22 protein-coding genes and 1 tRNA gene are annotated in these 23,277 nt (G+C 54.7%); 19 read left to right on the forward strand and 4 right to left on the reverse strand.

The window, feature by feature from the left end:
* Positions 1 to 121 precede the first annotated feature (121 nt).
* Complete coding sequence (locus K7397_RS14710; RefSeq protein WP_223068698.1) at positions 122 to 439, reverse strand: PadR family transcriptional regulator; 318 nt, start codon at positions 437 to 439, stop codon at positions 122 to 124.
* A 125-nt stretch (positions 440 to 564) separates the two neighbouring features.
* Between K7397_RS14710 and K7397_RS14715 the strand changes: the two genes are divergently transcribed.
* Both K7397_RS14715 and K7397_RS14720 read left to right on the forward strand, forming a co-directional pair.
* A complete protein-coding gene (locus tag K7397_RS14715; RefSeq protein ID WP_223068699.1) occupies positions 565 to 816 on the forward strand; it encodes a hypothetical protein in 252 nt (83 codons plus the stop codon).
* A 252-nt stretch (positions 817 to 1,068) separates the two neighbouring features.
* Positions 1,069 to 1,455, forward strand: coding sequence for a winged helix-turn-helix transcriptional regulator (locus K7397_RS14720; protein WP_223068700.1), 387 nt, complete (start codon positions 1,069 to 1,071; stop codon positions 1,453 to 1,455).
* Between the two features lie 88 nt (positions 1,456 to 1,543).
* On the opposite strand, the gene K7397_RS14725 is transcribed toward K7397_RS14720, so the two are convergent.
* Positions 1,544 to 1,816 carry a small, acid-soluble spore protein, alpha/beta type gene (locus K7397_RS14725; protein WP_223068701.1) on the reverse strand — a complete coding sequence of 91 codons (273 nt, stop codon included), beginning with the start codon at positions 1,814 to 1,816 and terminating at the stop codon, positions 1,544 to 1,546.
* Between the two features lie 245 nt (positions 1,817 to 2,061).
* Here K7397_RS14725 and K7397_RS14730 point away from each other — a divergent pair, with 245 nt between their 5' ends.
* Positions 2,062 to 2,979: a class I SAM-dependent methyltransferase gene (locus K7397_RS14730; protein WP_223068702.1), complete on the forward strand. Its 918-nt coding sequence runs from the start codon at positions 2,062 to 2,064 to the stop codon at positions 2,977 to 2,979.
* A gap of 84 nt (positions 2,980 to 3,063) precedes the next feature.
* Here the strand turns inward: K7397_RS14730 and K7397_RS14735 are convergent.
* Both K7397_RS14735 and K7397_RS14740 read right to left on the reverse strand, forming a co-directional pair.
* Positions 3,064 to 3,137 (reverse strand) — tRNA-Pro (locus K7397_RS14735).
* A 199-nt stretch (positions 3,138 to 3,336) separates the two neighbouring features.
* Positions 3,337 to 3,900, reverse strand: coding sequence for a spore coat protein (locus K7397_RS14740; RefSeq protein ID WP_223068703.1), 564 nt, complete (start codon positions 3,898 to 3,900; stop codon positions 3,337 to 3,339).
* A 487-nt stretch (positions 3,901 to 4,387) separates the two neighbouring features.
* On the opposite strand from K7397_RS14740, the gene K7397_RS14745 reads away from it, so the two are divergent.
* From K7397_RS14745 to K7397_RS14820, 16 genes are all read left to right on the forward strand, one after another.
* Positions 4,388 to 5,776 carry a right-handed parallel beta-helix repeat-containing protein gene (locus K7397_RS14745; RefSeq protein WP_223068704.1) on the forward strand — a complete coding sequence of 463 codons (1,389 nt, stop codon included), beginning with the start codon at positions 4,388 to 4,390 and terminating at the stop codon, positions 5,774 to 5,776.
* 183 nt (positions 5,777 to 5,959) lie between these two features.
* Positions 5,960 to 6,964 carry a polysaccharide deacetylase family protein gene (locus K7397_RS14750; protein WP_223068705.1) on the forward strand — a complete coding sequence of 335 codons (1,005 nt, stop codon included), beginning with the start codon at positions 5,960 to 5,962 and terminating at the stop codon, positions 6,962 to 6,964.
* Entirely contained in the window at positions 6,961 to 7,602 is a 642-nt protein-coding gene (locus K7397_RS14755) for a YveK family protein (protein WP_223068706.1), read from the forward strand. Before K7397_RS14750 ends, K7397_RS14755 begins: the two co-directional genes overlap by 4 nt.
* 38 nt (positions 7,603 to 7,640) lie before the next feature.
* The gene (locus K7397_RS14760; RefSeq protein ID WP_223068707.1) at positions 7,641 to 8,648 is read left to right on the forward strand and encodes a Gfo/Idh/MocA family protein; all 1,008 of its coding nucleotides are present in this window, start codon (positions 7,641 to 7,643) and stop codon (positions 8,646 to 8,648) included.
* A 139-nt stretch (positions 8,649 to 8,787) separates the two neighbouring features.
* Entirely contained in the window at positions 8,788 to 10,125 is a 1,338-nt protein-coding gene (locus K7397_RS14765) for a nucleotide sugar dehydrogenase (protein WP_237690940.1), read from the forward strand.
* A gap of 17 nt (positions 10,126 to 10,142) precedes the next feature.
* A complete protein-coding gene (locus K7397_RS14770; protein WP_223068708.1) occupies positions 10,143 to 10,724 on the forward strand; it encodes an acyltransferase in 582 nt (193 codons plus the stop codon).
* A gap of 3 nt (positions 10,725 to 10,727) precedes the next feature.
* The gene (locus K7397_RS14775) at positions 10,728 to 11,852 is read left to right on the forward strand and encodes a DegT/DnrJ/EryC1/StrS family aminotransferase (protein ID WP_223068709.1); all 1,125 of its coding nucleotides are present in this window, start codon (positions 10,728 to 10,730) and stop codon (positions 11,850 to 11,852) included.
* Positions 11,836 to 13,188, forward strand: coding sequence for a lipopolysaccharide biosynthesis protein (locus tag K7397_RS14780; RefSeq protein WP_223068710.1), 1,353 nt, complete (start codon positions 11,836 to 11,838; stop codon positions 13,186 to 13,188). Before K7397_RS14775 ends, K7397_RS14780 begins: the two co-directional genes overlap by 17 nt.
* Positions 13,189 to 13,220: 32 nt before the next feature.
* A complete protein-coding gene (locus K7397_RS14785) occupies positions 13,221 to 14,765 on the forward strand; it encodes a polysaccharide deacetylase family protein (protein WP_223068711.1) in 1,545 nt (514 codons plus the stop codon).
* Positions 14,762 to 15,862, forward strand: a complete 1,101-nt coding sequence (locus K7397_RS14790) for a glycosyltransferase (protein WP_223068712.1) — start codon at positions 14,762 to 14,764, stop codon at positions 15,860 to 15,862. The genes K7397_RS14785 and K7397_RS14790 overlap by 4 nt, the downstream gene beginning before the upstream one ends.
* A complete protein-coding gene (locus K7397_RS14795) occupies positions 15,859 to 17,148 on the forward strand; it encodes an O-antigen ligase family protein (RefSeq protein WP_223068713.1) in 1,290 nt (429 codons plus the stop codon). The genes K7397_RS14790 and K7397_RS14795 overlap by 4 nt, the downstream gene beginning before the upstream one ends.
* Positions 17,114 to 18,238 (forward strand): glycosyltransferase, encoded by a 1,125-nt coding sequence (locus K7397_RS14800; RefSeq protein ID WP_223068714.1) that lies wholly within the window; start codon positions 17,114 to 17,116, stop codon positions 18,236 to 18,238. The genes K7397_RS14795 and K7397_RS14800 overlap by 35 nt, the downstream gene beginning before the upstream one ends.
* Positions 18,201 to 19,415: a glycosyltransferase family 4 protein gene (locus K7397_RS14805; protein ID WP_223068715.1), complete on the forward strand. Its 1,215-nt coding sequence runs from the start codon at positions 18,201 to 18,203 to the stop codon at positions 19,413 to 19,415. The genes K7397_RS14800 and K7397_RS14805 overlap by 38 nt, the downstream gene beginning before the upstream one ends.
* Positions 19,416 to 19,419: 4 nt before the next feature.
* Entirely contained in the window at positions 19,420 to 20,844 is a 1,425-nt protein-coding gene (locus K7397_RS14810; protein ID WP_237690946.1) for a sugar transferase, read from the forward strand.
* Between the two features lie 61 nt (positions 20,845 to 20,905).
* Complete coding sequence (locus K7397_RS14815; protein WP_223068717.1) at positions 20,906 to 21,964, forward strand: LCP family protein; 1,059 nt, start codon at positions 20,906 to 20,908, stop codon at positions 21,962 to 21,964.
* A 71-nt stretch (positions 21,965 to 22,035) separates the two neighbouring features.
* Entirely contained in the window at positions 22,036 to 22,992 is a 957-nt protein-coding gene (locus K7397_RS14820; protein WP_223068718.1) for an NAD-dependent epimerase/dehydratase family protein, read from the forward strand.
* Positions 22,993 to 23,277: the final 285 nt, after the last annotated feature.

Raw genomic sequence — 23,277 nt, forward strand, 5'->3', positions numbered from 1 at the left:
TCTTCAGAATTATAACTTTTCAGTATCCAGCCATCACTTAACATGCTTTGTAACCATTCTTCCTCTTCGGAAAAATTAGTGAACTTCTTGCTTACCTTTTTTACAGCGCTGTCTTTTAACATTATTGTTCCCTTTCTCCTAATATTTGTTTTGTGAAATTGATCATGTTGCGAAATCGATTAAATTCTACATGTAACGCTTCCTTCCCTTGTTCTGTGATGCAATAGGTCTTCTTTTTGCGGCTGTCCTTTTCTTGTTGTACAGTTTCAATTAACTTTTGCTTCTGCAAATTGTTTAAGACACCATAAAGAGTTCCTGGAGCAATGATGAAGGTACCTCCACTAACCTTTTCAATACCCTTAATAATTCCGTAACCATGTAAAGGCTCATGATATAAAGCCAATAAAACCAAATAAGTAGATTCAGACATAGGATTCATAATGCTCACCCCGCACATATAACGACACTCGATATATCGTTACACATAATATAAAACACAATATATCGAGTGTCAATATATTAGGTATCAGTCTTTGAACCCGCTTCGAGAAGTGAAGAGGCAAGATGCTCGTGTACGAAGGGCTCTACAGTGTTCTGTTTACAACGATAATCGTTGGAACGGCCGGGATGCTATTAACCTACCTGGTTGCCAAGAGCATCGCGGAAAACATGGCGTTTACGGTTTTCAATATGAAGGTGCTGCCGATCGCGGCCACCATACCGGTTCTGCTTCTGATCTCCTATACGGTGACGCTCTGCGCGTATAAAATGCTGTCCAGAGCCACCATCGTTGAAAGACTGAGGGAAGTGGAGTAGCTTTAAGCTGAATAAGAAGAACCAGGGCCCGCTTTTTCTGACCGGCAGAAGAGGCGGGCCTTTGTTAGGGCATATTATTTTTCGTAGCCCGGTTTAACCCTGTAGAAATCACATCCGGTTGGTGGTACTATGGTTGTAGATATTATTTTGAACAGTACGCACACAAAAGTAATATAGGTACTAAAAAGTACCTATAGAGCGAATCTGGCGTTTTACCCGTTCAGCACATTTCATTGGATGGAGGACTGCACTATGGCTGTGGTACAGAAGCAGAAACAAAAGCAGAAAAAATATAATATCTCGGTTGAAGCGACCCTGGAGGTCATCGGCGGCAAATGGAAATGCGTCATTCTGTGCCATTTGACGCACGGACGGAAACGCACCAGCGAATTGAAGCGGCTCATGCCCGCAATCGCGCAGAAGATGCTGACTCAGCAGTTAAGGGAGCTGGAAGAGGACGGCATTATCAACCGGATCAGCTATAACGAGGTGCCGCCAAGAGTGGAATATGAACTCAGCGAGTATGGCTGGGGACTGAAGCCCATTTTGGATTCCCTGTGCTCCTGGGGAGAACAGCATATCATCAGACAATATGGCGACAAGTTTGCGGTGCTGGAAGAAAATATATTGAATAAGTAAAGAAGTCTTGGATCTTGAGGTGAATAAGGGCAGCGTCATGGGTTAGATCCTGATGCTGCCCTTTATAATGAATAAATGAATCCGAGTTTTAACGATTCTTCAGATTTTCCTGGGCGATCCGGATCATTTCCCGAACCATCGAACCGCCGATGGCGCCGCCGATTTTTCCGGCTTGTGCCGAGGTCAGATCTCCGTTATCGCCCTCCTGCAGCGGAACCCCCAGCGATTCGGCCACTTCGTATTTGACATCGTCCGGATGCTGCGGATCGACCTTGTACCCCTCGCTGCGCATGACCTCGGCTTTGAAGCCTTGCAGCGCCTGATCCGTTCCCAGCCCTCGTCCTGATCTTCTTCTCGCCATATGAGGCCCCTCCTTCAAAAGCTTTTTGTTATTTACCTGAACAGTTTCTCCTCAATTAGGGTGCTGCATAAGCGGTAAAGTGTTCCAATGGCTTATGGATAGAAAGATCCTCATTTATGAAATACTACCTTGACAAAATAATTTATTTATGGTATAATTTACTATTCATATTTAATAATGTATAATAAGATTCCCCTGGCCAGGGGAATCTTATTTTTTTTGCGAACATGAGGGAGGAAACTCGCATGAAACAGGATAAGGCCAGTTTAACTTCATTAATATCAGCTTTTGGTCGAGCATATCATAGTCAATTTGATACCCCAAAGATCTTTGATGACTTTATCGCTAAAGAATTGATTTCACCAGAAGAGTTTAATGACATCAAAAACAACATGGTTCAAGGGATACAGTTCTTCAACAAAGATATCGCTCATAAATTTCAAGGAAAACCAGAAGAAATATTAAAATGGATTACTCAGGTTCAGCTCTCTCCAACTCCTCTGGCACGGTCAGCATATTGCGAAAAGGTTTTACGGAATGAAGTTGCGCTAGGAGTAAAGCAATATGTCATACTCGGCGCAGGGCTGGATACTTTTTGTTTTCGTCATCCAGAGCTGAAAAATAGCCTAGAAATATTTGAAGTTGACCATAAAGCGACACAAGCGTTCAAAAAGAAACGACTGGCTAACGCTCTTTTGGAGATTCCGAACCATCTTCATTTTGTTTCTATGGACTTCACCCAAGAGTTTTCATTTCAAAATCTGATCAATCAAGGGTTTGAACACAAGAAGACTTTCTTTAGCCTTTTGGGAGTTACTTATTATTTAACTAAGGAAGAAAATAGAAGATTAATCGAGAATTTGTTCACCAATATGCCAAAGGGAAGCTCCATCGTGTTTGATTATGCAGATGAAACCTTGTTTGACGAACAAGGAAGATCTAATCGGGTTGCAAACATGGTAAAGATGGCTTCTGCAAGTGGAGAACCCATGAAATCGTGTTTTTCTTATCCTGAAATGGAGAAGATGTTAGAAGAATCAGGTTTACTCATTTATGAGCATTTATCGCCAAGTGAAATTAATGAAAAGTACTTTGCCAATCGGAACGATTACCTATCAGCTTTCGAAACCATTCATTATATTCATGCTATCAAGAATAACTAAGACATGAATGGAAAAATGACCGACCCGCCTCTGAATTAGAGTTGGTCGGTCATTTGCCATTAAAGAGCTGATCCAAGCTTCAAATCGGAGTAGCGGGATTTGAACCCACGACCTCACCCACCCCAAGGGTGCGCGCTACCAGACTGCGCTATACCCCGATAAGACTGGAAGTGCCGTCTCAAGGATTCCAGCAAGTTTACGCTTTCAATTATACGAAAAACCGGCCGTTCAATCAATAATCGGTTTTTAGCAGGCGCTGCGAACAAGATTCAACGCAAAGACAAGTCTTGTAAGAAGCCAACACAAAAAAAGGACGTTCCCTTGAGCCAATCGGGCTGGGGGAACGTCCTTACATGTTTAATGCATCATAACCGGCTCCTGAACCTTCTGGTACAGGCTGCCGAGACTTGCCATCGTTGCAGGGGTGGCCGCCTCCAAAGGATAATATCCTTTTTTGACCATCCACTGCCAAACGTCGTAAGCGTGATGAGAGCTCATCTGAAAAGCTTTCTCCAGAAAGGTCCGGATTTCAGGATTGCTCATTTCCATCGCTGCCCAAGCGTATTCCCGGCCCGATCTTTTCAGTGTCAGCAGGTAGGCTGTGGCGATTTCCCGGTCATTAAACTGCTGAACCGAAGTCCGGGGAGTTACAGGAATAGCTGCAGCCGGAGCAGAGGTGTAGGATTGCAGAATCGGATTCAGATTTGGTACCTGCAAAGTGGATGAGGCACCTTGTGCATTGCCTAAATAGTCCGCTTTCATATTGTAATCCTGAATATGCAGCGGAAAATGTTTTTGCAGCAAGCCCTTGAGTTCGGCATCCTGCGCTTGGTTGATAAAACAGGCCATGTTCGTAATCGAGTTGACACAGCTCATGGCTAGTTCATGCAAATCCTGGGCTTCATGGACCGCTAGCTGCATGTAGATCCCTCCAATTGAGTTGTATTTGAAACATAAATAGGGTGTACGAAGAACGCTCATTTATGCGCCTGTTACACCCTTAAGAAGCCTTCCAAATTATGAATTTAAGCGGGCATTCGGGACTGGAACATCTCGGGAATGAATACCCAACGAAAGGTCCCCATCCAGCCTGATCCAAACACAACAGAGACGCCAAAACCCGCAGCTGTCCAGGGTAAACAGGCTAACCGAGCAGGTGCGGGCCATGCCGATTGAACATATATTACAAGAAGTATTTAACAGGTTGGCAACCAAACAGACTGGATCCAAAGATCAGGACTTTCGTTAGAGAGGGACTGTACCCGGGCTTTTGCTCACAGATATCTGACAGAATAGAAAAAATACAGCAGCAGCAAACTATACAGCAAAGCCGTATGGATTAGCGCCAAGTCATCTAGGGCGGGTGCCAGCCAGCTTGAGAATATCTGAAGTTTAGGGGGAATGGCACATGAGTCTGAAGATGAGTGAGGCGACTGTTCTCGTACTATTCATTTTGGTATTCGTGATACAACTGGCGGAAATGGACCAGTCAGAACCTGATGTCATGGTGAGTTCGGCTTCTGCGAGCATCAATGTCAAGCATCTGGGAGCCAAAGGGGACGGGAAGACGAATGATACGTGGGCTGTCCAGAAGGCGCTGCAGCTTGCTTCATCCGGCGGATGGACTGTATTTTTCCCGAAAGGCACTTATCTGATTGACCCGTCTAAAGAATTTATTGTTCCGGGCAATACCACTTTGGCGGGGGAAGGACGCCGGTCGGTCATCAAGGCAAGCTCGGCAGCGTTTGGATGGGAACTGATGCGCGCGGCAGGATCGGACATCACCATTAACCATTTGAGCCTGGACGGCAACAATCATGTGAACCGGGTGCTGGTCGTGGGCGGCGGATGCGAGCGGGTGACCCTGTCGAATCTCGTGGTGGCGAACGCATCACAAAGCAGAGATCCCGGAAGCGACGGTTACGGAGAGGTCGTCTGCGGCATTGTTGTCTACGGGGATACGAAGCAGATTGCCATCAGCGCCGTAGAAGTGAAAAATATTGTCGCGGTGAATGTGTCGAATGGCAGCATGATCGCAAGAGGAATCTACATTACGACGACCTGGGGCTCGCAGGAGAGCGTGGCCAAACAGGTCAGCATCACCGGCTCTTATGTGCATCATGTCGGACCTGCGGATGACGGGGATGGCATTTATTTTGAAGATCCAGGCATGGACAGCGGAAACGGACAGCATGCGGACAGTTTTATCGCAAACAATGTGATGGATCACGTAGCCAAACGTGCCGTCAAAATTTATGCCGAGGGCATTACGGTAAGAGACAACCACATTATCAACTCATATTTGAACAACAACGTATACCAAGGCGTAAACAAAGGGATGCTGGCTCCGGACATGTTCTCCGCGATCAGCGTGTATGGCAGCAGCAATACGGTAGACCGGAATACGATCGACGGCATTGGCAGCTATTACGCTGCGATTGAAATATCCGCCGGGCAGACCATAGGTCATATCCGGATTGCACGCAATAAAATAACGATGGGATCAAAAAGCAATATAAAAGGGACAACGGCGATCCGCCTTGGCAACATCAACGATTTCACCATTTCCGGCAATACGATTCAGAACGGGGAAAGAGGAATCTGGACCTGGCAGAATGCATCCCAGGGTTTAATTAGCGGAAACAGCATTGTTGTGATTAACGGGGGCGGGATCGATATATCCACTTATTTGAACGGCTGCGTGCAGCGGGATATCCGCATCGAGAATAATACGATTACAGCCGGCACCTTTGACATCCAGCTGGCTCCCACCAATATCAATGTAATTGTAGTCTAATGAAATCGAAAGTAAATTTTAAAACGGCGCTATATAGGTCTTTGTACCTAGAATAGCGGCCGTTTTTTTTAAATAGAATCTGAGGAATACAATTTTTGGGGCGATGTACTTACTCCTGTTCCACTTGAAGGGAACTGCTTGTAAAGACGTGCGCCTTGAACGGGTAAAGGATTGGTTGAAGTAATGTCAACGAATCAGAGCTTCTTTGTTATTTCGATTGATTTCGAGTTGTACTGGGGACTTCGGGATCTGTTTCCGCTTGCCAGATACAGGCGCGGTCTGGCCCGGGAGAGGGAACTGATTCCCCGCATGCTCCAGCTGTTTGAGCGTCATGGCATCCATGCCACATGGGCGACGGTAGGACTGCTTTTTCTGGAATCCAAAGAAGAAATCCAGGACTATTTGCCATCCAGACTTCCCGAATACATAGACTCAGGCTTGTCTCCTTACCCGCATATCGCCGGCGATTTGGTAGGAACGGGGGAAGAGGCTGATCCGGATCACTACGCTCCGTCGCTAATCAGGCTTATTCGGGAAACCCCTTACCAGCGGGTTGGCACTCATACGTTTTCGCATTACTACTGCAAGGAAATGGGACAAAGCGGCGCCGATTTCCTTGCCGACCTGGAAGCGGCCGTTCGTCTGGCCAAACAGCGAGGGATCCGCATTGAAAGCATTGTTTTTCCAAGGAATCAGGTGAATGAGGGGTATTTGCCTTGCTTGAAGCGTCTGGGCATCCGGTCTTATCGGGGAAACCCGCGCCATCCCATTTACAAGAAAGGCTACAGCAAGGAAGATTCCCTGCTTGCAAGGGCCTTCCGACTTCTGGATTCGTATGTGAATGTTTCCGGCTTTCATACCTATTCTATAGGCGGCCTGGAGAGTGAGCTTCCACTGAATATACCGGCCAGTCACTTCTTCAGATCATACTCCCGCAGGCTGGGATGGCTCGAACCGCTTAGGCTGAAACGGATTTTGAACGGGATGACTTATGCCGCCAAACATAACCAAGTCTATCATTTGTGGTGGCATCCTTACAATTTGGTAGACCGCAAGGACAGAAACTGGCTTGCGCTTGAGAGAATCATAGCCCATTACAGCCGGCTGGAGCACGATTATGGGATGCGGAGCGCTGCCATGGAGGAGTTATGCGACTTTATTACGGGACGAAGGGATGAGAAGTCTTGAATGGGATCTATCTATGGAAAGCCGTGAAAAAGCACTACATGGCTTGCGCGGCGGCTCTTCTGGTCTGTATCGTTTCCGCGATCTTGGTCAATCTGTTCGTTCGGCCCAGTTATCAGGCGTCTGCAAGTCTGGTGGCCAACATAGGTTCGACGGCCAATTCGGGAACCTATAATGAATTCTTGGCCAGCCAAATGCTGACCAAGACGTATGAGAAGGCGATCCAGAGCCGATACATTGCAAACGAAGTCGTCAAGAAGCTGAACATGAACGAGTCGGCCTACGACCTGCTGAAGACGATCAAGGTCAGAACGGATCCCGGCACTCTGGTGATCATGCTGTATGCGGATGCGTCCGATCCGAGGAAGGCGGTAGCTATTGCAAACGCTTTTGCCGAGTCTTTCATTACCGATTCGAAGCAGATTGTTCAGAATGCAAATGTCACGCTGCTGGATAAGGCCGACCTGCAGCAGGCTTCCATACCGGTCAGTCCAAAGAAGACATTCAATCTGGCGTTGTCCGTACTGATCGGACTGTTTGCGGCCTTGAGCATGGCGATCGGACTGGAGAAGCGGAGAATGGTGCGCAAGAAGGAGCGCCTTCAGAAAATCGGGCTGGAGCTGTCAGAGCTATCGGCATAAACCGGATTCATAAAATATGCGGAAATGGAAGGATGGGCATGATTCATTTCGCAATTGTGGGCTGCGGCCATATTGCAAACAAACATATCGAGGCCATTCAAGGGACGGACGGGGCCAGGCTGCTGGCGGTATGCGATACGAACGCCGAAAGATTGGAAGAGACGCGGCGGCTGACAGGCGCGGCGGCATACAGCCGGCTGGAGGACATGCTGGAAAGCGAGCCGGAGCTTGACGTGGTCTGCATCTGCACGCCGAGCGGGCTTCACGCGAAGCTTGCCATTCAGGCAGCCGAGGCTGGAAAGCACCTGATTATCGAAAAGCCGATGGCCTTATCCATGGAAGACGGACAAGCGATTCTGGAGGCTGTTCGCAGGAACCGGGTTAAAGCGGCCGTCGTTCATCCCAACCGCTACCGTCCGGCCATCCAGCACTTGAAAGAGGCGCTGGACCGCGGGATATTCGGCAAGCTGGGCCATGTCAGTATCGCGGTGCGGTGGAACCGGAGCCAGGCGTACTACGACCAGGCGCCCTGGAGAGGCACGAAGGAAATGGACGGCGGCGTGCTGATGAATCAGGCCATCCACAGTCTGGACCTGCTGCTGTGGCTGTTCGGTCCAATCCGGCAGGTGTGCTCGATGACGGATACCCGTATCCGCCGGATCGATGCGGAGGATACCGCCGTGGCGGTCATCCGTTTTGAAAGCGGCGCGCTCGGTACGATCGAGGCGGCAACTACCGTATATGAAAGCAGCCTCGAGGAATCGATCAGCGTATTCGGCGAGAACGGATATGCGGTGATCGGGGGGGTGACGGCGGGCTGGATCAAGCATTGGAAATGCGGCTTAATGAGCAGCAAGCAGACGGAGGCCCTGATTCAGGACGTTGAACGCGATCCCTACGGCGTACCGGGGCACAGGCGAATCGTGGAAGGTATGGTGGAGGCTTTACGGTATGACCGGGAGCCTGCGGTCACCGTGGAAGACGGGCTGCGCTCCATCAGGCTGGTCCATGACATTCTGAATGCCGCGGAAGGAAATTCAATTTAATTTTAGCAGGTGGTCAGTTCAGGCCATCTCAAGGTACAGGGAAAGTGAGAATAACGGAGTTGTTCTGAAGAATCGGCGGCAGAGGTCCGAAATTCTCCGAAATTCGAAGAACACTCCGTAACAAAGCGGGGGACTAACGATGCTTCAGGAATCGGTCAAGCGGGATCATTACAAAGCGGCCATGATGGAGAAGCTGCACAGCAGGACGGCGGTGATCGGCGTCATCGGGCTCGGCTATGTCGGGCTGCCGCTGGCGGTAGAGAAGGCAAAGGCCGGCTACCATGTCATCGGCTTTGATGTGCAGGCTTCGAAGATCGACATGGTCAATCAGGGAGTCAACTATATCGGCGATATCGTGGACGAGGATTTAAGGGCAATGGCGCAGAGCGGACAACTAAGAGCCACCTCCGACTATGCTTTTCTGAAGGAAGTCGATGCGGTTGCCATCTGCGTGCCGACGCCGCTCGATACTTACCGGCAGCCCGATACCAGCTATGTAGAACAGTCAGCCAGGGAAGTTGCGAGATTTCTGCATCCGGGGATGCTGGTGGTGCTGGAAAGCACCACGTATCCGGGAACGACCGAAGAGCTGGTCAAGCCGATTCTGGAGTCTTCCGGCCTGACTTGCGGCGAGGATTTCTTCCTTGCTTATTCACCCGAGCGGGTAGATCCGGGGAACCGGACCTTCAACACCAAAAATACGCCCAAGGTGGTGGGCGGTGTGACGGACGCCTGCTCGCAAGTGGCGGAGGCGCTGTACCGCGAGGTGCTGGATGGCAGCGTACACGTGGTGTCCAGTCCGGCGGTGGCCGAGATGGAAAAGATCTACGAGAACACCTTTCGCCATATCAACATTGCGCTGGCCAACGAAATGGCGATTCTGTGCAGCCGGATGGGCATCAACGTGTGGGACGTGATTGAGGCGGCCCAAACAAAGCCGTACGGGTTCATGGCATTCTACCCCGGACCCGGTTTAGGGGGGCACTGCATTCCGATCGACCCGTTCTATTTGACCTGGAAGGCGAGAAAATACAATTATCATACCCGATTGATCGAGCTTGCCGGGGAAATCAACCATGCCATGCCGGAATTCGTCGTCCAGCGAATCGGCGAAATTCTGAATGAGCGTAAAAAGCCGATTCACGGCTCGACCGTTTATTTGCTGGGAGTGGCCTATAAAAAGGATGTTGACGATTACCGGGAATCCCCCGTTCTAGAGATTATCGGGCTGCTGGAGCAGAGGGGGGCCAGGGTATGGGTCAGCGATACCCATATTCCAAGCTTCAAGCGGCAGGGGAAGCTTTGCGAATGTGTGCCTTTGACCTCAGAGAGGCTTGCGGCGGCGGACATCACGGTGATCACGACCGATCATAGCGGATTTGATTATGAGCGGATTGCCGCAAGCAGCGCCGCCTTGTTCGATACGCGAAACGCAATGCGCGAGCTGCAAAAGCCGGAGCGATATTACTTGCTATAGCAAAAGGAGCTGTGAGCATGGGTTATGATGTACATCCTACCGCTATTGTGGATGAAGGAGCAGCTATTGGAGAGGACACCCGGGTATGGCATTATTCGCATATTTCCGGAACATCCGTGATCGGGAAGCGATGCAGCCTGGGGCAGAACGTCTACGTGGCCGACCGCGTCTTGATCGGGAACAATGTGAAAATTCAGAACAATGTGTCCGTCTATGAGGGAGTGATCCTGGAGGACGATGTCTTTTGCGGGCCCAGCATGGTGTTTACCAATGTCCGTACGCCGCGCTCCGCGTTTCCGAGGAACAAGAGCGAAGACTATTTGCACACGGTTGTGAAGCGGGGGGCCTCCATTGGCGCCAATGCAACAGTCGTATGCGGGGTCACGATCGGCGAGTGGGCGATGATCGCGGCCGGGGCTGTCATTACGAGAGATGTTCCCGCTTACGCCTTGTACGCAGGGGTTCCTGCCAGAAGGACGGGATGGGCCTGCGAGTGCGGGCAAACGCTGGTGTTTCAGCAGGGCCAGGCGGTGTGCGGACACTGCGGCCGCGAATACCGCACGATTCAGGATACCGTCATGAAAACAAAGGAGGTGTAAAGGATGGAACAACCATCAACCTTTTCGAACCGAATTCCCGTGCTTGATTTAAGCCGGGAGATCCGCGAGCTGAAGCCTCAGCTCATGCAGGCGGCTCAAGACGTACTGGATGGAGGCGCCTTTATTATGGGCGACAATGTCAGACAGCTCGAGCGCGAGATTGCCGGGTATTTGGGCGTCAACTATGCCGTAGCGCTCAATTCGGGGACGGATGCCCTCGTGATCGCTCTCCTTGCAGCCGGCATCGGCGAAGGGGATGAGGTCATAACGACTCCGTTCACCTTCTTCGCCACCGCCGAGGCCATTAGCCGGGTGAATGCCGTGCCGGTCTTTGCTGATGTGGAGCCGGACACCTTCAATCTGAATCCGGACCGGCTTAAGGAGGCGATTACGCCAAGGACCAAAGCGATCATCCCGGTCCATCTGTTCGGACAGCCTGCGGACATGGACCGTCTTATGGAGCTCGCGCAGGCCCATGGGCTGCACGTGATCGAAGACGCGGCGCAGGCGTTCGGCGCCGATCATCAGGGACGAAAAGCGGGGACGATCGGGGATATCGGCTGCTTCTCTTTTTTCCCATCCAAAAATTTGGGCGCCTTCGGCGACGGCGGAATGCTGGTCACAAATAGCGGTGACATTGCGGAACAAGCGACCATGCTGCGGGCGCACGGCTCGAAGAAGAAGTACTATAACGAGCTGATCGGCCTCAATTCCCGGCTGGACGAGATCCAGGCCGCTTTCCTGAGGGTGAAGCTCCCCTATATCGAGAAGTGGAATGAGGACAGAAGACAGGCCGCCCGGGTGTACCGGGAGCTGCTGGGGCAGGTGTCCGGCCTGAAATGTCCGGTGGAGACGGAGCGTGCGCGGCATGTGTTTCACCAATATACGGTCCGCGTCATGGACGGGAGAAGGGACGAACTGAAGTCCGCGCTGGATCAGGCGGGCATCGGTACAGCGGTGTACTACCCGCTGCCGGTTCACAAGCTGCCGGTGTATGAAGCGATGCAGGCTCATATGCCTGTGGCGGAGCAGCTTTCGGGGGAAGTGCTGTCGCTGCCGATCGGACCGCACATGGAAGCCGAAACGCAGGCGTATATCGCGCGGAAGATTGTTGAAGCGCTTCGCTAAGGCCTGTATGCGCCGGTACCTTAAACCATGGCTTATCGACACCTTTATCCGGAATGTCGCCTTGCTGGCCAGCGGCACGATGATCAGCCAGCTGATCATTCTGATCACGCTGCCGCTCCTGACCCGGCTTTATACGCCGGCGGAGTACGGCGCTTATTCCATGTATATTTCGGTGATCGGGATGCTGCTGATGCTGGTCTCTTGCGCCTATGAAAACGCCATTACGCTGCCCGAGGATGACCGGACCGCCTCGGCCGTTACCGGCCTGAGCCTGCTCATCTGCGCGGGGGTAAGCCTGGCCTCCGGCCTGACGATGGCTCTCTTGCAAAAGCCGCTGGCCGCATGGCTGCCGGGCCTGCCGCAATACTATATGCTCTTCGCGCTTAGCCTGCTTGGCGTGGGGAGCTATCAGATCCTTAGCTGCTGGTCCATCCGCAAAAAATACTTCCGTCAGCTTGCCCGCACCAAATATACGCAAAGCCTCGGCCAGGTGTCCTCCCAGCTTGCGCTCAGCCTGACTCACCTGGGGCCGCTTGGGCTCATTGCCGGCGACATTATCGGCCGTTCGGGCGGCCTGATTCCGCAGTGGCGGCTATGGCTGAGCGATATGCGCAGGCAGGCGATCCGCCTGGACTGGAGCAGCCTGAAGGATGCCGCCCGCCGGTACAGACGTTTTCCGCAGCTGTCGCTCGTGTCCAACATCCTGAACAGCGTCTGCATCTATTTGCCGACGGTGCTGCTGGCCTCCTTCTACGGGGCGCAAATGGCCGGACTGTTCGCCTTGGGCCAGCGCATCCTCGGTTCGCCGATGACGCTGATCATGACCTCGGTCCGGAATGTGTATCTGGCCGAATCTTCGGAGTACATCACAAGCGACCCCGCCAGGCTGGTCCCGTTGTTCCGCAAAACGGCCCTCCATGTGCTGGCTGCAGGGCTGTTGATCGTCGCAGTTTTTGTAGGCATCGCTCCGTATGCTTTTTCCTTCCTGTTCGGAGAGCAGTGGCGGCAATCCGCCGATTTGATTCGCCTCATGTCGGTCATGTATTTGAGCCAGTTCGTGGCCAATTCGGTAGGAACGACGATTGACGTCATGGAGCGCCAGGATCTGCACCTGCTCCGCGAAGTAGTCCGCACGTTCATCATCCTGGGCGCCCTGCTGGCCGCCGGCTATACGCATCAAAGCGCGGAGACGGCCGTTCTGATGTTCAGTGCGGCGTCTACGCTCGGGTACTTGCTGCACCTGGGCTTGTCATGGCATGCGATCAGGAAATACGGAAAGGGCGCCGGGGAGCGGGGCACGCAGCGTCAGGCGTCTCATGCCCTGACGGAGGAATGAACATCAAACCATAAAGGAACGAGGGCCGTCCGTTGTTGATTGTACGTTCGCCCCGGCAGCGCATGCCGGAAAGAAACTATATTTATCAGGTGCTGCTCGGGGAGTTTCTCGGCCTTGAGTTCAGGACCGTGTTTGAAGACCGCAGCGATATTGAGATCGCGCCGGAGGACGGAGCCGCGGCTGGTGCTGGGGAAGGCGCCGGGGAGGGTGCCGGTGCCGGAGACTGCGCGGAATCCCGGCTTCGGCTGCGAATCGAGGACATTCTGCTGCAGACCCCGGGCGATGCGTGGCTGACGGCAGCCTCCTTGCCGAGGCTGCCTCTGGAGCTGTACGAACCGGAGCCGGACTGGGCTGCAGGCCCTGGGCCGGGCGAGCCCGTTCCGGTGCTTTACGGGCGCAGAAGGGACGGGCGGCCGTTTCTGGAACGGACGGAGGACGGCCTGCGGTGCGGAGTGGACGTGTTCGGCAGCAGCTTCTTTATGCTGACGAGGTATGAGGAGCTTGTGCTGCCGGGCAGGGATCGGCACGACCGGATGCCCGCCGCAGGCTCCATCGCCGCCCGTTCCGGGAGCCTCGACCGGCCGGTGGTCAATCTGTATGCGGAGCTGCTGTGGGCGGCTCTGCAGCGGCTGTGGCCGTGCCTTGCGCGCAGGAAGCGGAGCTTCAGGCTCAAGGTCAGCCACGACGTGGATGTCCCGTTCCTCGCCCTGCGGCGCAGCAGGCTGAGCCTGCTTAAGGAGAGCCTGGGCGACGCCGTCCTGCGGCGCAGCCCGGAGACGGCATGGCGCAAGGCGCGCATGCTGTGGCGGCGAAAGGGCGGCTTCGCCGCCGATCCGTTCAACAGCTTCGACTGGCTGATGCAGCTCAGCGAAGCGGCGGGAAGCCGGAGCGCCTTCTATTTCATCACGGAGGATACCGCTCCGGGGATGGACGGCAATTACACGATGAACGACCCGGAAATCGCCGGCCTGCTGCGCGAAATTCACCGCCGCGGCCATGAAATCGGGCTTCATCCGGGCTATCACACCTATCTGCATCCGGAGCGGATCAGACGCGCATTCGAGCTGCTGCGGAAAGCGGCGGCGGAAGCCGGGGCCGAGCAGGAGGAATGGGGAGGCCGCCAGCATTATTTGCGCTGGAGAGCCCCGGATACGTGGCAGCATTGGGAGGATGCGGGCCTTCATTACGACAGCACGCTGAGCTATGCCGACCGTGCCGGCTTCCGCTGCGGCACCTGCTACGAATATCCGGTGTTCAATCTGAAGACGCGAAAGCCGCTGCGGCTTCGGGAACGCCCGCTGATCGTGATGGACCAGTCCGTTTTGCACCCGGACTATATGGGGCTTCGCGGCGGCCAGGCCGCCGCAGCCATTCGCCACTACTACAGCGAGTGCGCCAAGTATAACGGCGATTTTACGCTGCTCTGGCACAATAGCCAGCTGATCCGGCGGTCGGAACGCCGGTTGTACCGGAGCTGTATCGAAGAGATTGCCCGTACGCAGGTACCGTTGGCTGGTGCCACCCATGCGCAAAGTGTGCCGGGCATCGGCATCGGCGAGGAAGGAGGGAAGAGATGAAGATCGCTTACTTGATTCATTGGAACGAAGGCGCGGAGAGCGGCGTGTTCAAGAAGGTCGTCCACCAAATGACGGAGTGGCGGCGGTTTGGCCATGAAGCGGCGCTGTTTCTGTTCACCTGCAAACCTGCGGGCGATTGGGCCAATGCGGCCGAGGGCATTGAAACAAATGTGCAGATATACAGCAGCGCTTCACGGCGGATGGCCGATTTCGGCAAGCTGGCCCGAAAAGTCCGCGCTTGGCAGCCTGACGTTATCTATCACCGGTTCGATCTTTATTATGTTCCGCTTCCCCGGCTGCTGCGGGAGATCCCCTCCGTTCTGGAAATCAACAGCAACGATCTCGCCGAACTCCGGATGGAGAAGCGGCTGCGCTATTATTACCATGTCTTTACCCGGGGGAAGGTGCTGGCCGCCGCCAAGGGCCATGTCTATGTCAGCGGAGAGCTGGCGGCCACCGGCCATTACCGCAGGTACGCCAAAAACCGCGCCATTATCGGGAACGGCATCCGGCTGGACGATTTTCCGGGGTCAGAGGTCCGCCCGCCATCGTCCGCAGGCGGCAGTTCTCCCCGGCTGGTATTCATCGGCTCGCCCGGACAGCCCTGGCACGGGGCGGATCTGATCGCCGAGCTGGCCCGGCTGAAGCCGGAGTGGAGCTTCGATCTGATCGGACTAAGCGCAGAGGAGCTGGAGCAGCCGGCTCCAGGAAACATGACGTTTCACGGCAAAATGAAACGTTCCGAGTATCAGCCCCTGCTGGAGCGGGCGGATGTTGCCATCGGCACGCTCGCCCTGTACCGCAAGGAGATGAAGGAAGCTTCCCCGCTTAAGGTCCGCGAATATTTGGCCAATGGGCTGCCGGTCATTATCGCCTATGAAGAGACGGATTTTGCGGATGAAGTTCCGTTCATGCTGAAGCTCCCGCTCGGTCCGTGGAACATCCGGGACCACCTTGCGGCCATAGAGCGGTTTGTGGCACAGTGGCAGGGCAAACGGGTCTGCAGAGAGGCAGTACGGCATTTGGACACGGCCTGCAAGGAAGAAGCGCGGCTTGCGTTTATGAAGCGAATGATGGAAAAGGGTGAAGAGGCATGAGCGTCGAGACGGTTTTTATCGTACTGCTGCTGGGCAGCATGCTGGTCTTTCTGGCACAGTGCGTCCTTCACTTGGGCCTTGCCCTCAATCCGGCTCTTCTGTTCGGCTTTTGCCTTTACTTCGATATGATCGGCTATTTCTACAAGAAAGTCATGCCCGGCAACGCGCTGCTTATACTGGTGGCGCTCCCGCTAATCCTGGTGTCCATCATCATGCTGCAGAAACCGATAAAACCGCTTGGCCTGCTGGACAATGATGGACTGTGGCTGTGGGCTGTCTTTTTCGCCTATTGCATTCTTTCTTTCGCCTGGTCGCCGCACCAGTCCGCGGGGCTGTCCAAACTGCTGCTACTGCTTGCGCATGGCGTAATTCCGGGGCTTTATACATATATTTTCTATAAAAAATACAACCGGTTCTCCTGGACCCTCGTCGCGCTGTTCGGACTGGCCTATGCGGTCGTGCATTTGACGTTCGGAGCGTACACGGCGGAATATCCGGGCAGGCTTACGCTGCCGGGGGACAATCCGATTTTTAACGCGCGGATCTCGCTGCTCACCGTGACAGTCTGCTTATGGGGCAGGGGGATTCCGGTGTGGCTTCGTCTGGCCGCAGGCGGAGCGGCGGCGGTATCCGCCATCGAAACGCAGTCCAGAGGTCCGCTGGCCGCCTTTGTCATCGCCAACCTGCTCATTCTCGCTTACTTCCTCTTCCGTAAAATGCGTGAAAATAACGGGCTGACGTGCCGGCGCCGCCTTCCCAAATGGATCATGGCTGCCGTGGTTGTTGGACTTGTTGCAGCAGGAACGGGGCTATGGTTTAAAGACTCTCTTGCCAGTGCAGTCCAGAGCAGCCGATTTACCGTTCTGTTCGATAAAAGCCTGCTTCAGAGCGATGACAACTATCTCGGCCGGGTAGGCATGCAGCTCGAGGCTTTGAACACCTTTGAAGAGCATCCCTTCTTTGGTGTCGGTCTGGGCGGGCAGACACCGCCGGTGCAGGATGAATTTCCGCACAATGTGCTTCTGGAAATCGCCACCGAGCTTGGGATCGCGGGATTGTTTCTCTTTTCCTCGGCCTTCCTCTTCTCCCTTTACGCGGCCAGGAATCATCCGGTGCTTATGGTGATGATGCTTCAGTCACTCATCTCCGCTTTGGTGAGCGGCGATTTCGGCTTTAATTTTGAATATGTATTTATTGCAGTGGTCTCGCTGGCCTTTGTGCCGGCGAGGGAGCAAAAAGGAGCTGCCGTTTATGAAGAGGGTTCTCTTTCTTTTGACAGGGCTTGATTACGCAGGAGCCGAAACCCAGGTCGTCCAGCTGTGCAGGGTCTTTCGGGGCATGGGCTGCTCGGTTCAGCTGATCAGCATGATCGAACCGGCGGCTTTCCTGGAAGAACTGGCGGCAATGGGGGTGGCCGTGATGACGCTTGGCATGCGGAAGGGCATTGCCGATCCAAGGGCGATTGTCCGGCTGAGGCGGCGAATCCGCGAATTTCAGCCGGATGTCGTTCACAGCCATATGGTTCACGCCAATCTGCTGGCCAGAATCACCCGGTTGTTCGTCCGTATGCCGGTTCTGGCCTGCACGGCTCACAGCATCTATGAAGGCGGCCGCCTGCGCAGCTGGCTTTACCGGGTCACGGACCGCTTGTGCGACATCATGACGAACGTCAGCCAGGAGGCGGTGAACCGGTACATTGCGATCAAGGCGTCGCCGCCGGGCAAAATCCGGTTCATGCCCAATGGCATCGACATGGGGAGGTTCGCGGAGCAAACCGGGAAGCGCCTAAACTGCCGGGAGGAGCTCGGCGTGGGGGAGAGCTTCGTATGGCTCGCCGCCGGGCGGCTCGCTCCGGAGAAGGATTACATGACGATGCTGGCCGCATTCTCCGAAGTGCGCAAGAGCTGTCCGCACACGACGCTGCTTATTGCCGGGATCGGGCCCGACGCCGAAGCGCTGCAGCGGTTCAGCCGCCGCCTGCGGCTGGAGGACGGGGTGCGATTTCTGGGTATCCGTACAGACATCCCCGTGCTGATGAACGCAGCGGACGCCTATCTGATGTCCTCCAAATGGGAAGGACTGCCGATGGTGCTGCTGGAGGCGTGCGCCAGCGGACTGCCGATCGTGGCCACGGATGTAGGCGGCAACGGAGAGATTGTAAACAGCGGCGTCAACGGCTATTTGGCGGAGCCGTCAAATCCGGAGCAGTTGGCGGACCAAATGCGCAGGCTGATGAGCCATACCCCGGAGCGGCGTGCCGAGATGGGACGCTATAGCCGGGAGCTCGTCAGACAGCGCTATGATATCCATGCGATTGCCAAGCGATGGGAGGGTCTCTATGAGCAGGCAGCCGGGAAGAAACGGCTCCGTTCCTAAAAAAGCCGCTTATGTAGCCACGGTGTACGCCCACCTTGCCGCCTTCCACCTCCCTTTTATGGAGGATTTGCAGAAGGCGGGCTATGAAGTGCATGCCTATGCCTGCCCGGATCACCGCAGGCAGGAAGTGGCCGGTTCGGGTTTTGAATGCCGCGATGTAAGCTTCAGCCGAAATCCGCTGTCGTTCGGCAATGTCAGGGCCTTTCACAGCATGAGGAGTTGGCTGAAGCGGGAGTCATACGAGATCGTTCACGTACATACGCCAAATGCGAGTGTCATTACGCGGCTTGCGGCGCTTGCGGCGGGCCAGCGGAATGTATTCTATACCGCGCACGGGTTCCACTTCTACAAAGGGGCGCCTTTTCTCAACTGGCTGCTGTATTACCCGCTGGAGCGGCTTGCGGCCCGGTTCACCGATGTCCTCATCACGATCAACGGAGAGGATTGCCGCCGCGCCTCGCGCTTTGGCGTTCGCGGCCGCGTTGCGCTTGTGCCGGGCGTTGGTGTTGAGGCGGAGGCTTACCAGACGGCGGAGGACGGGCGGGTTAAGCGGTTAAAGGCCGAGCTCGGCATTACGGGCAGCCCCTTGATCGTTCTGTGTATGGCGGAGCTGAACCGGAACAAAAACCAGGAGCAGCTGCTCCGCGCGGTTCATGACTTGACCAGCTGCGGGATTCCGGTCATCTGCCTGCTGGCGGGGACGGGGAACATGGAGCAGCATTACAAGAGGCTTGCGCGCGAGCTGAATATCGGGCACGCCGTCCGGTTTCTCGGCCACCGAAGCGACGGGCCGCTGCTTATGGCCGCGGCTGACGCAGTGGCTCTTGTCTCGAAACGGGAGGGGCTGCCGAAAGTGCTGCTGGAAGCGTTAAGCGCCGGAAAACCCGTTGTTGCAACCGACATTCGGGGCTGCAGGGATCTTGTTGCGGACAGGGATAACGGATTTCTGATCCCTGTCGGGAACATTCCCGCAACGGCGAATGCGCTTTGCGAGCTGTACCTGCACAAGGAGCTGCGCAGCCAAATGGGCGCCCGCAGCCGGGAAAAGTCGGGGCAATACCGACTGAACACCGTTCGCGCCCTGCTCAGGGACCTGTACGATTCGCAGCTTGGCCGTGAATCGGGAAATTCCGCGCTAATAAGCTTTGGACACTCAAGCGGAAGGGAGAAGGTTTGATGTGATGAAGCTGTTCCGGCTCGGCTGGTTGAAGCTGGCAGTGCTGCTGCTGGATGCCGTTTTTGCGTACGGGAGCTATTTGCTCGCCTATAAATGGAAATTCTCCGGCCATATTCCCGCCGGAGAGTGGCGGTCTTTTCTCCATTATGCGCCATGGCTCGGGCTGCTCACCGCAATCACTTACTATTTCTTTAATCTGTACGATTTCGCCGGCAGGCGGAAGCCGTCGGTGATGCTGTACAATCTGGTGCTGGCCCATGCCGTATTCGTGGCGGAGCTGATCGTGGTCAATTATTGGCTAAAAACGTTCAGCCTGCCCCGTACGGTTGTGGCTTCGGGCTTCCTGTTTCAGCTGCTGCTTACGTTCGGGCTTCGGCTGCTGCTGTTCTACGTTCAGGTGAAAGGCGGCGGCCGAAAAAAAGCGCTTGTCGTGGTAAGCGGTCAGCCTTCGGATTGGCTGATGCTTGAGAAGCTGCTTGTCAAGGGAGAACCGTGGCTGGAAATCCGGCAGGTTCTGATCCTTTCCGCAGACAGCGAGGATGACATTGCCGCCCTAGCCAGCTGGCAGGAGATCGACGTCCTGATGCTGGGTCAGGGGATTCCGGACAGGACGAGAACCGATTTGATCCGTCTGGCCGGCGAAAGGAGGGCCGAGGTGCTGCTCATTCCCGGCTTCTATGAGCTGTATTTGACAAGGGCGGAACCCCAGCAGATTGACGATCTGCTGGTCTATTCCATCATGCCGCCCCATCCGACCCTGCCGGAGCGGCTTCTGAAACGGGCGCTCGATGTCGTTCTGTCCACCATGCTGCTAGTTGCGACGTCTCCCCTGACGCTCGCGGCTTTGATCCTGATCCCTACAACTTCAAAAGGGAGGGCGTTTTACGTGCAGGAGCGGATCGGCCTTGGCGGAAAACCGTTCAAGCTGCTCAAATTCCGCAGCATGATCGAGAATGCGGAGGAAGCGACCGGTCCGGTGCTGGCCGGAGACGGGGACCTGAGGATTACCGCTCTGGGGCGGTTCATGCGGGCCACGCGGCTGGATGAGCTCCCCCAGCTCATCAACGTGCTGCTTGGCGACATGAGCCTGGTGGGCCCCCGCCCGGAGCGCGCTTTTTTCATCGACCGGTTCAAGGAGGAGCTTCCTTACTATTCATACCGGCTTATGGTGAAGCCGGGACTGACGGGTCTTGCGCAGGTGATGGCCGGTTATACGACTTCCCCGTCGGATAAACTCCGGTATGACCTGATGTACATGAAGAACTATTCGATTCTTCTGGATTTGAGAATATTGATGCAAACGCTGCTGGTCGTGCTTAACCGGGAACAGTCGCGGGGTGTTCATGCGTCCTCCAATCCGGCGGCGCATCAGCGGATCGAGCATTTGATGCGGACGGTGCAGACGGAAGCTCTGGCCGGGCAGAAATAAGCTTGGAACGCGCCGGGCAAGGCTCGGGCGACATGGACAAAGGGAGGCAGGACGGGCCAAAATGAACAGAACGAAACGGAAAACCTGGCGCTTCATGCTTATTCCGGGCGGCATTCTGCTCCTGCTGGCCGGATTATGTTCCTTCATCTTCTGGAGGCTGCAGCCGGAACAGCATTTCCGGCACGCCGATATCCCCGTCTTATCGGTGCCGGAACCGGAGTCGGAGTCGGTCAAAGGCTCTCCCCAGACGGCCCCGACGCAGCAGATCCCCTCTTCAGGCCTGGGTTCAGGTCCGGCTTTGGCTGCAGACGCCAATGCGTCCGGTACCACGGCCGCCACCGGATCAGGCGTCCGGTTCAACGTCCTCGTGCTTGGCATTGATGCCCGCGCGGATGAGGACTCGCGGACGGACGTTATGATGCTGGCTCATGTGAATCTGGACCGCAAAACGGTCGATTTGATCTCCATTCCGCGGGACACCCGGGTTCAGATCAAAGGGGTGGGCTACACCAAAATCAACCATGCCCACCTGGTCGGAGAGCTGCAAGGCGGAAGCCGCTCGGGGACAAGTGCTTCCCTGCAGGCCGTCAGTAATTTGTGCCGGTGCTCGATCAATTACTACGTAAAAACGAACTTCGACGGGTTTGTTCATTTTATCGACTCGATTGGCGGGCTCGATCTGGACCTGAGTTCCCCCGTCAGGCTGACCTATGCGCATAGGACGCTGCCTGCCGGCAAGCAGCATCTGGACGGCGATTTGACCCTGAAGCTGGTGCAAGAGCGCCGTTCCCTGTCCTCGGGCGATATCAACCGGCAGCAGAATCAGGCGCTCGTCATGAGGGCCGTCATCCGCAAAATGCTGGAGCCGGACAATCTGGTCCGTATTCCTTCCCTTGTGACGAAGGTGAAGGAGGATATTGTAGATACGAACCTAAGCGACAGGGATATCGTCAGCCTGTCGCTTCTGGCCAAGGGATTAAAAAGCGAAGACATCGGTTATGTGCAAATACCCGGCCACAGCGGCAGGGCGAAAGACCCGCTGGTGGGCAAGGAACTCTATTACTGGATTCCCAATCTTGAGGCCTGGTGGAAGATAGCAAAAAACGTTTTGGAAGACTAGTCTTTTCTCACTCTGCCATTCATATATTTAAGGGGCAAAAGTACTAATTTTCGAATGGGAGAGAACGGGATATGAAAATTGTCGTTACCGGCGGGGCAGGATTTATCGGGCAGCATACTGTGGAGAAGCTGCTCGGGCAGCAGCATGAGGTCGTGGTCATTGATGATCTGGAACAGGGAACCAAATCGTATTCAAACCCTTTTGTAACTTTTTATCCGCTGGATATCAGCTCGGAGGAGCTGGGTTCTTTATTTGCCTCGGAACAGCCGGAAGCGGTCATTCATCTGGCAGCACAGGTCAGCGTACAGCGTTCCCTGGAATATCCCTCGACCGATGCGCTGCATAATATTGTGGGAACGGTTAACCTGCTCAAGCAGTGCGTCGATTACGGCGTTTCCAAGCTGGTGTTTGCTTCATCCGCAGCCGTTTACGGCAACGCGGAAAGCCTGCCGATCCGGGAAGACCATACGCCTGCTCCGCTGTCCTTCTATGGGGCTTCCAAGCGGATGGCGGAGCAGTACATAGAGTTATTTTCCGAGCGTTATGGACTGAACTTCACGATTCTGCGATATGCCAATGTTTACGGCATGCGGCAGACCGCCAAGGGGGAAAGCGGGGTTGTCGCTTCGTTTGTCAGACAGTTGCTGGAAGGAAGCGGGCCTACCATTTATGGCAGCGGTCAGCAGACCCGGGATTTTGTTTACGTCAAGGATGTGGCTGACGCGAATATAGCGGCGCTTGGAGGGGGAGACCGGGAAATCATAAACATTGGCAGCGGCCGGCAGACTTCGGTTAACGAGCTGGTTCAGCTTTTGCAGGAGATTTGCGGAAGGGTCATGGCCCCGAGTTACGCCGCCGCGAAAGAAGGCGATATTCAGGACAGCCTGCTGGACAACCGCAAAGCCGTAGCACTGCTCCGCTGGGAGCCGGCTTATTCGATGCTGGACGGTCTGACGGAGACGATCCGGTATGAGATGGCGGTTCGGGAAACGGTTTCGCACACGGACAATCTTCAAGTTGCCCCTTGATTTTTGAACGGGATCCCGGGGCTAGGCGCTTCCCTAACCCGGGGGTTCTGCTAATCCGCTCGAACCTATGCCCAGTTCCCTGCATACATATAAGCACCGGACTTGTTAAAGGCAAGGAGAAGAAGGGTGTGACAGCATGGGAATTCACTTGACTGCGATCCATTGGGTATATCTGGCGTTTATCGTGCTCATTATGGCGCTGCTTGTTATACCACCAGTAGCATCATCAGGATGTATATCCTTTTGCTGGCCAGATCAGGCAGACGAATATCGGCAAAAACGGCT

Source organism: Paenibacillus caui, assembly GCF_019904135.1.
GTDB classification, from domain to species: domain Bacteria; phylum Bacillota; class Bacilli; order Paenibacillales; family Paenibacillaceae; genus Fontibacillus; species Fontibacillus caui.

Excerpts from the sequence above, each read along its gene's own strand:
- K7397_RS14710 (WP_223068698.1), bottom strand. The coding sequence starts at position 439 with ATGAATCCTATGTCTGAATCTACTTATTTGGTTTTATTGGCTTTATAT.
- K7397_RS14715 (WP_223068699.1), top strand. The coding sequence starts at position 565 with ATGCTCGTGTACGAAGGGCTCTACAGTGTTCTGTTTACAACGATAATC.
- K7397_RS14720 (WP_223068700.1), top strand. The coding sequence starts at position 1,069 with ATGGCTGTGGTACAGAAGCAGAAACAAAAGCAGAAAAAATATAATATC.
- K7397_RS14725 (WP_223068701.1), bottom strand. The coding sequence starts at position 1,816 with ATGGCGAGAAGAAGATCAGGACGAGGGCTGGGAACGGATCAGGCGCTG.
- K7397_RS14730 (WP_223068702.1), top strand. The coding sequence starts at position 2,062 with ATGAAACAGGATAAGGCCAGTTTAACTTCATTAATATCAGCTTTTGGT.
- K7397_RS14740 (WP_223068703.1), bottom strand. The coding sequence starts at position 3,900 with ATGCAGCTAGCGGTCCATGAAGCCCAGGATTTGCATGAACTAGCCATG.
- K7397_RS14745 (WP_223068704.1), top strand. The coding sequence starts at position 4,388 with ATGAGTCTGAAGATGAGTGAGGCGACTGTTCTCGTACTATTCATTTTG.
- K7397_RS14750 (WP_223068705.1), top strand. The coding sequence starts at position 5,960 with ATGTCAACGAATCAGAGCTTCTTTGTTATTTCGATTGATTTCGAGTTG.
- K7397_RS14760 (WP_223068707.1), top strand. The coding sequence starts at position 7,641 with ATGATTCATTTCGCAATTGTGGGCTGCGGCCATATTGCAAACAAACAT.
- K7397_RS14765 (WP_237690940.1), top strand. The coding sequence starts at position 8,788 with ATGCTTCAGGAATCGGTCAAGCGGGATCATTACAAAGCGGCCATGATG.
- K7397_RS14770 (WP_223068708.1), top strand. The coding sequence starts at position 10,143 with ATGGGTTATGATGTACATCCTACCGCTATTGTGGATGAAGGAGCAGCT.
- K7397_RS14775 (WP_223068709.1), top strand. The coding sequence starts at position 10,728 with ATGGAACAACCATCAACCTTTTCGAACCGAATTCCCGTGCTTGATTTA.
- K7397_RS14790 (WP_223068712.1), top strand. The coding sequence starts at position 14,762 with ATGAAGATCGCTTACTTGATTCATTGGAACGAAGGCGCGGAGAGCGGC.
- K7397_RS14795 (WP_223068713.1), top strand. The coding sequence starts at position 15,859 with ATGAGCGTCGAGACGGTTTTTATCGTACTGCTGCTGGGCAGCATGCTG.
- K7397_RS14800 (WP_223068714.1), top strand. The coding sequence starts at position 17,114 with ATGAAGAGGGTTCTCTTTCTTTTGACAGGGCTTGATTACGCAGGAGCC.
- K7397_RS14805 (WP_223068715.1), top strand. The coding sequence starts at position 18,201 with ATGAGCAGGCAGCCGGGAAGAAACGGCTCCGTTCCTAAAAAAGCCGCT.
- K7397_RS14810 (WP_237690946.1), top strand. The coding sequence starts at position 19,420 with ATGAAGCTGTTCCGGCTCGGCTGGTTGAAGCTGGCAGTGCTGCTGCTG.
- K7397_RS14815 (WP_223068717.1), top strand. The coding sequence starts at position 20,906 with ATGAACAGAACGAAACGGAAAACCTGGCGCTTCATGCTTATTCCGGGC.
- K7397_RS14820 (WP_223068718.1), top strand. The coding sequence starts at position 22,036 with ATGAAAATTGTCGTTACCGGCGGGGCAGGATTTATCGGGCAGCATACT.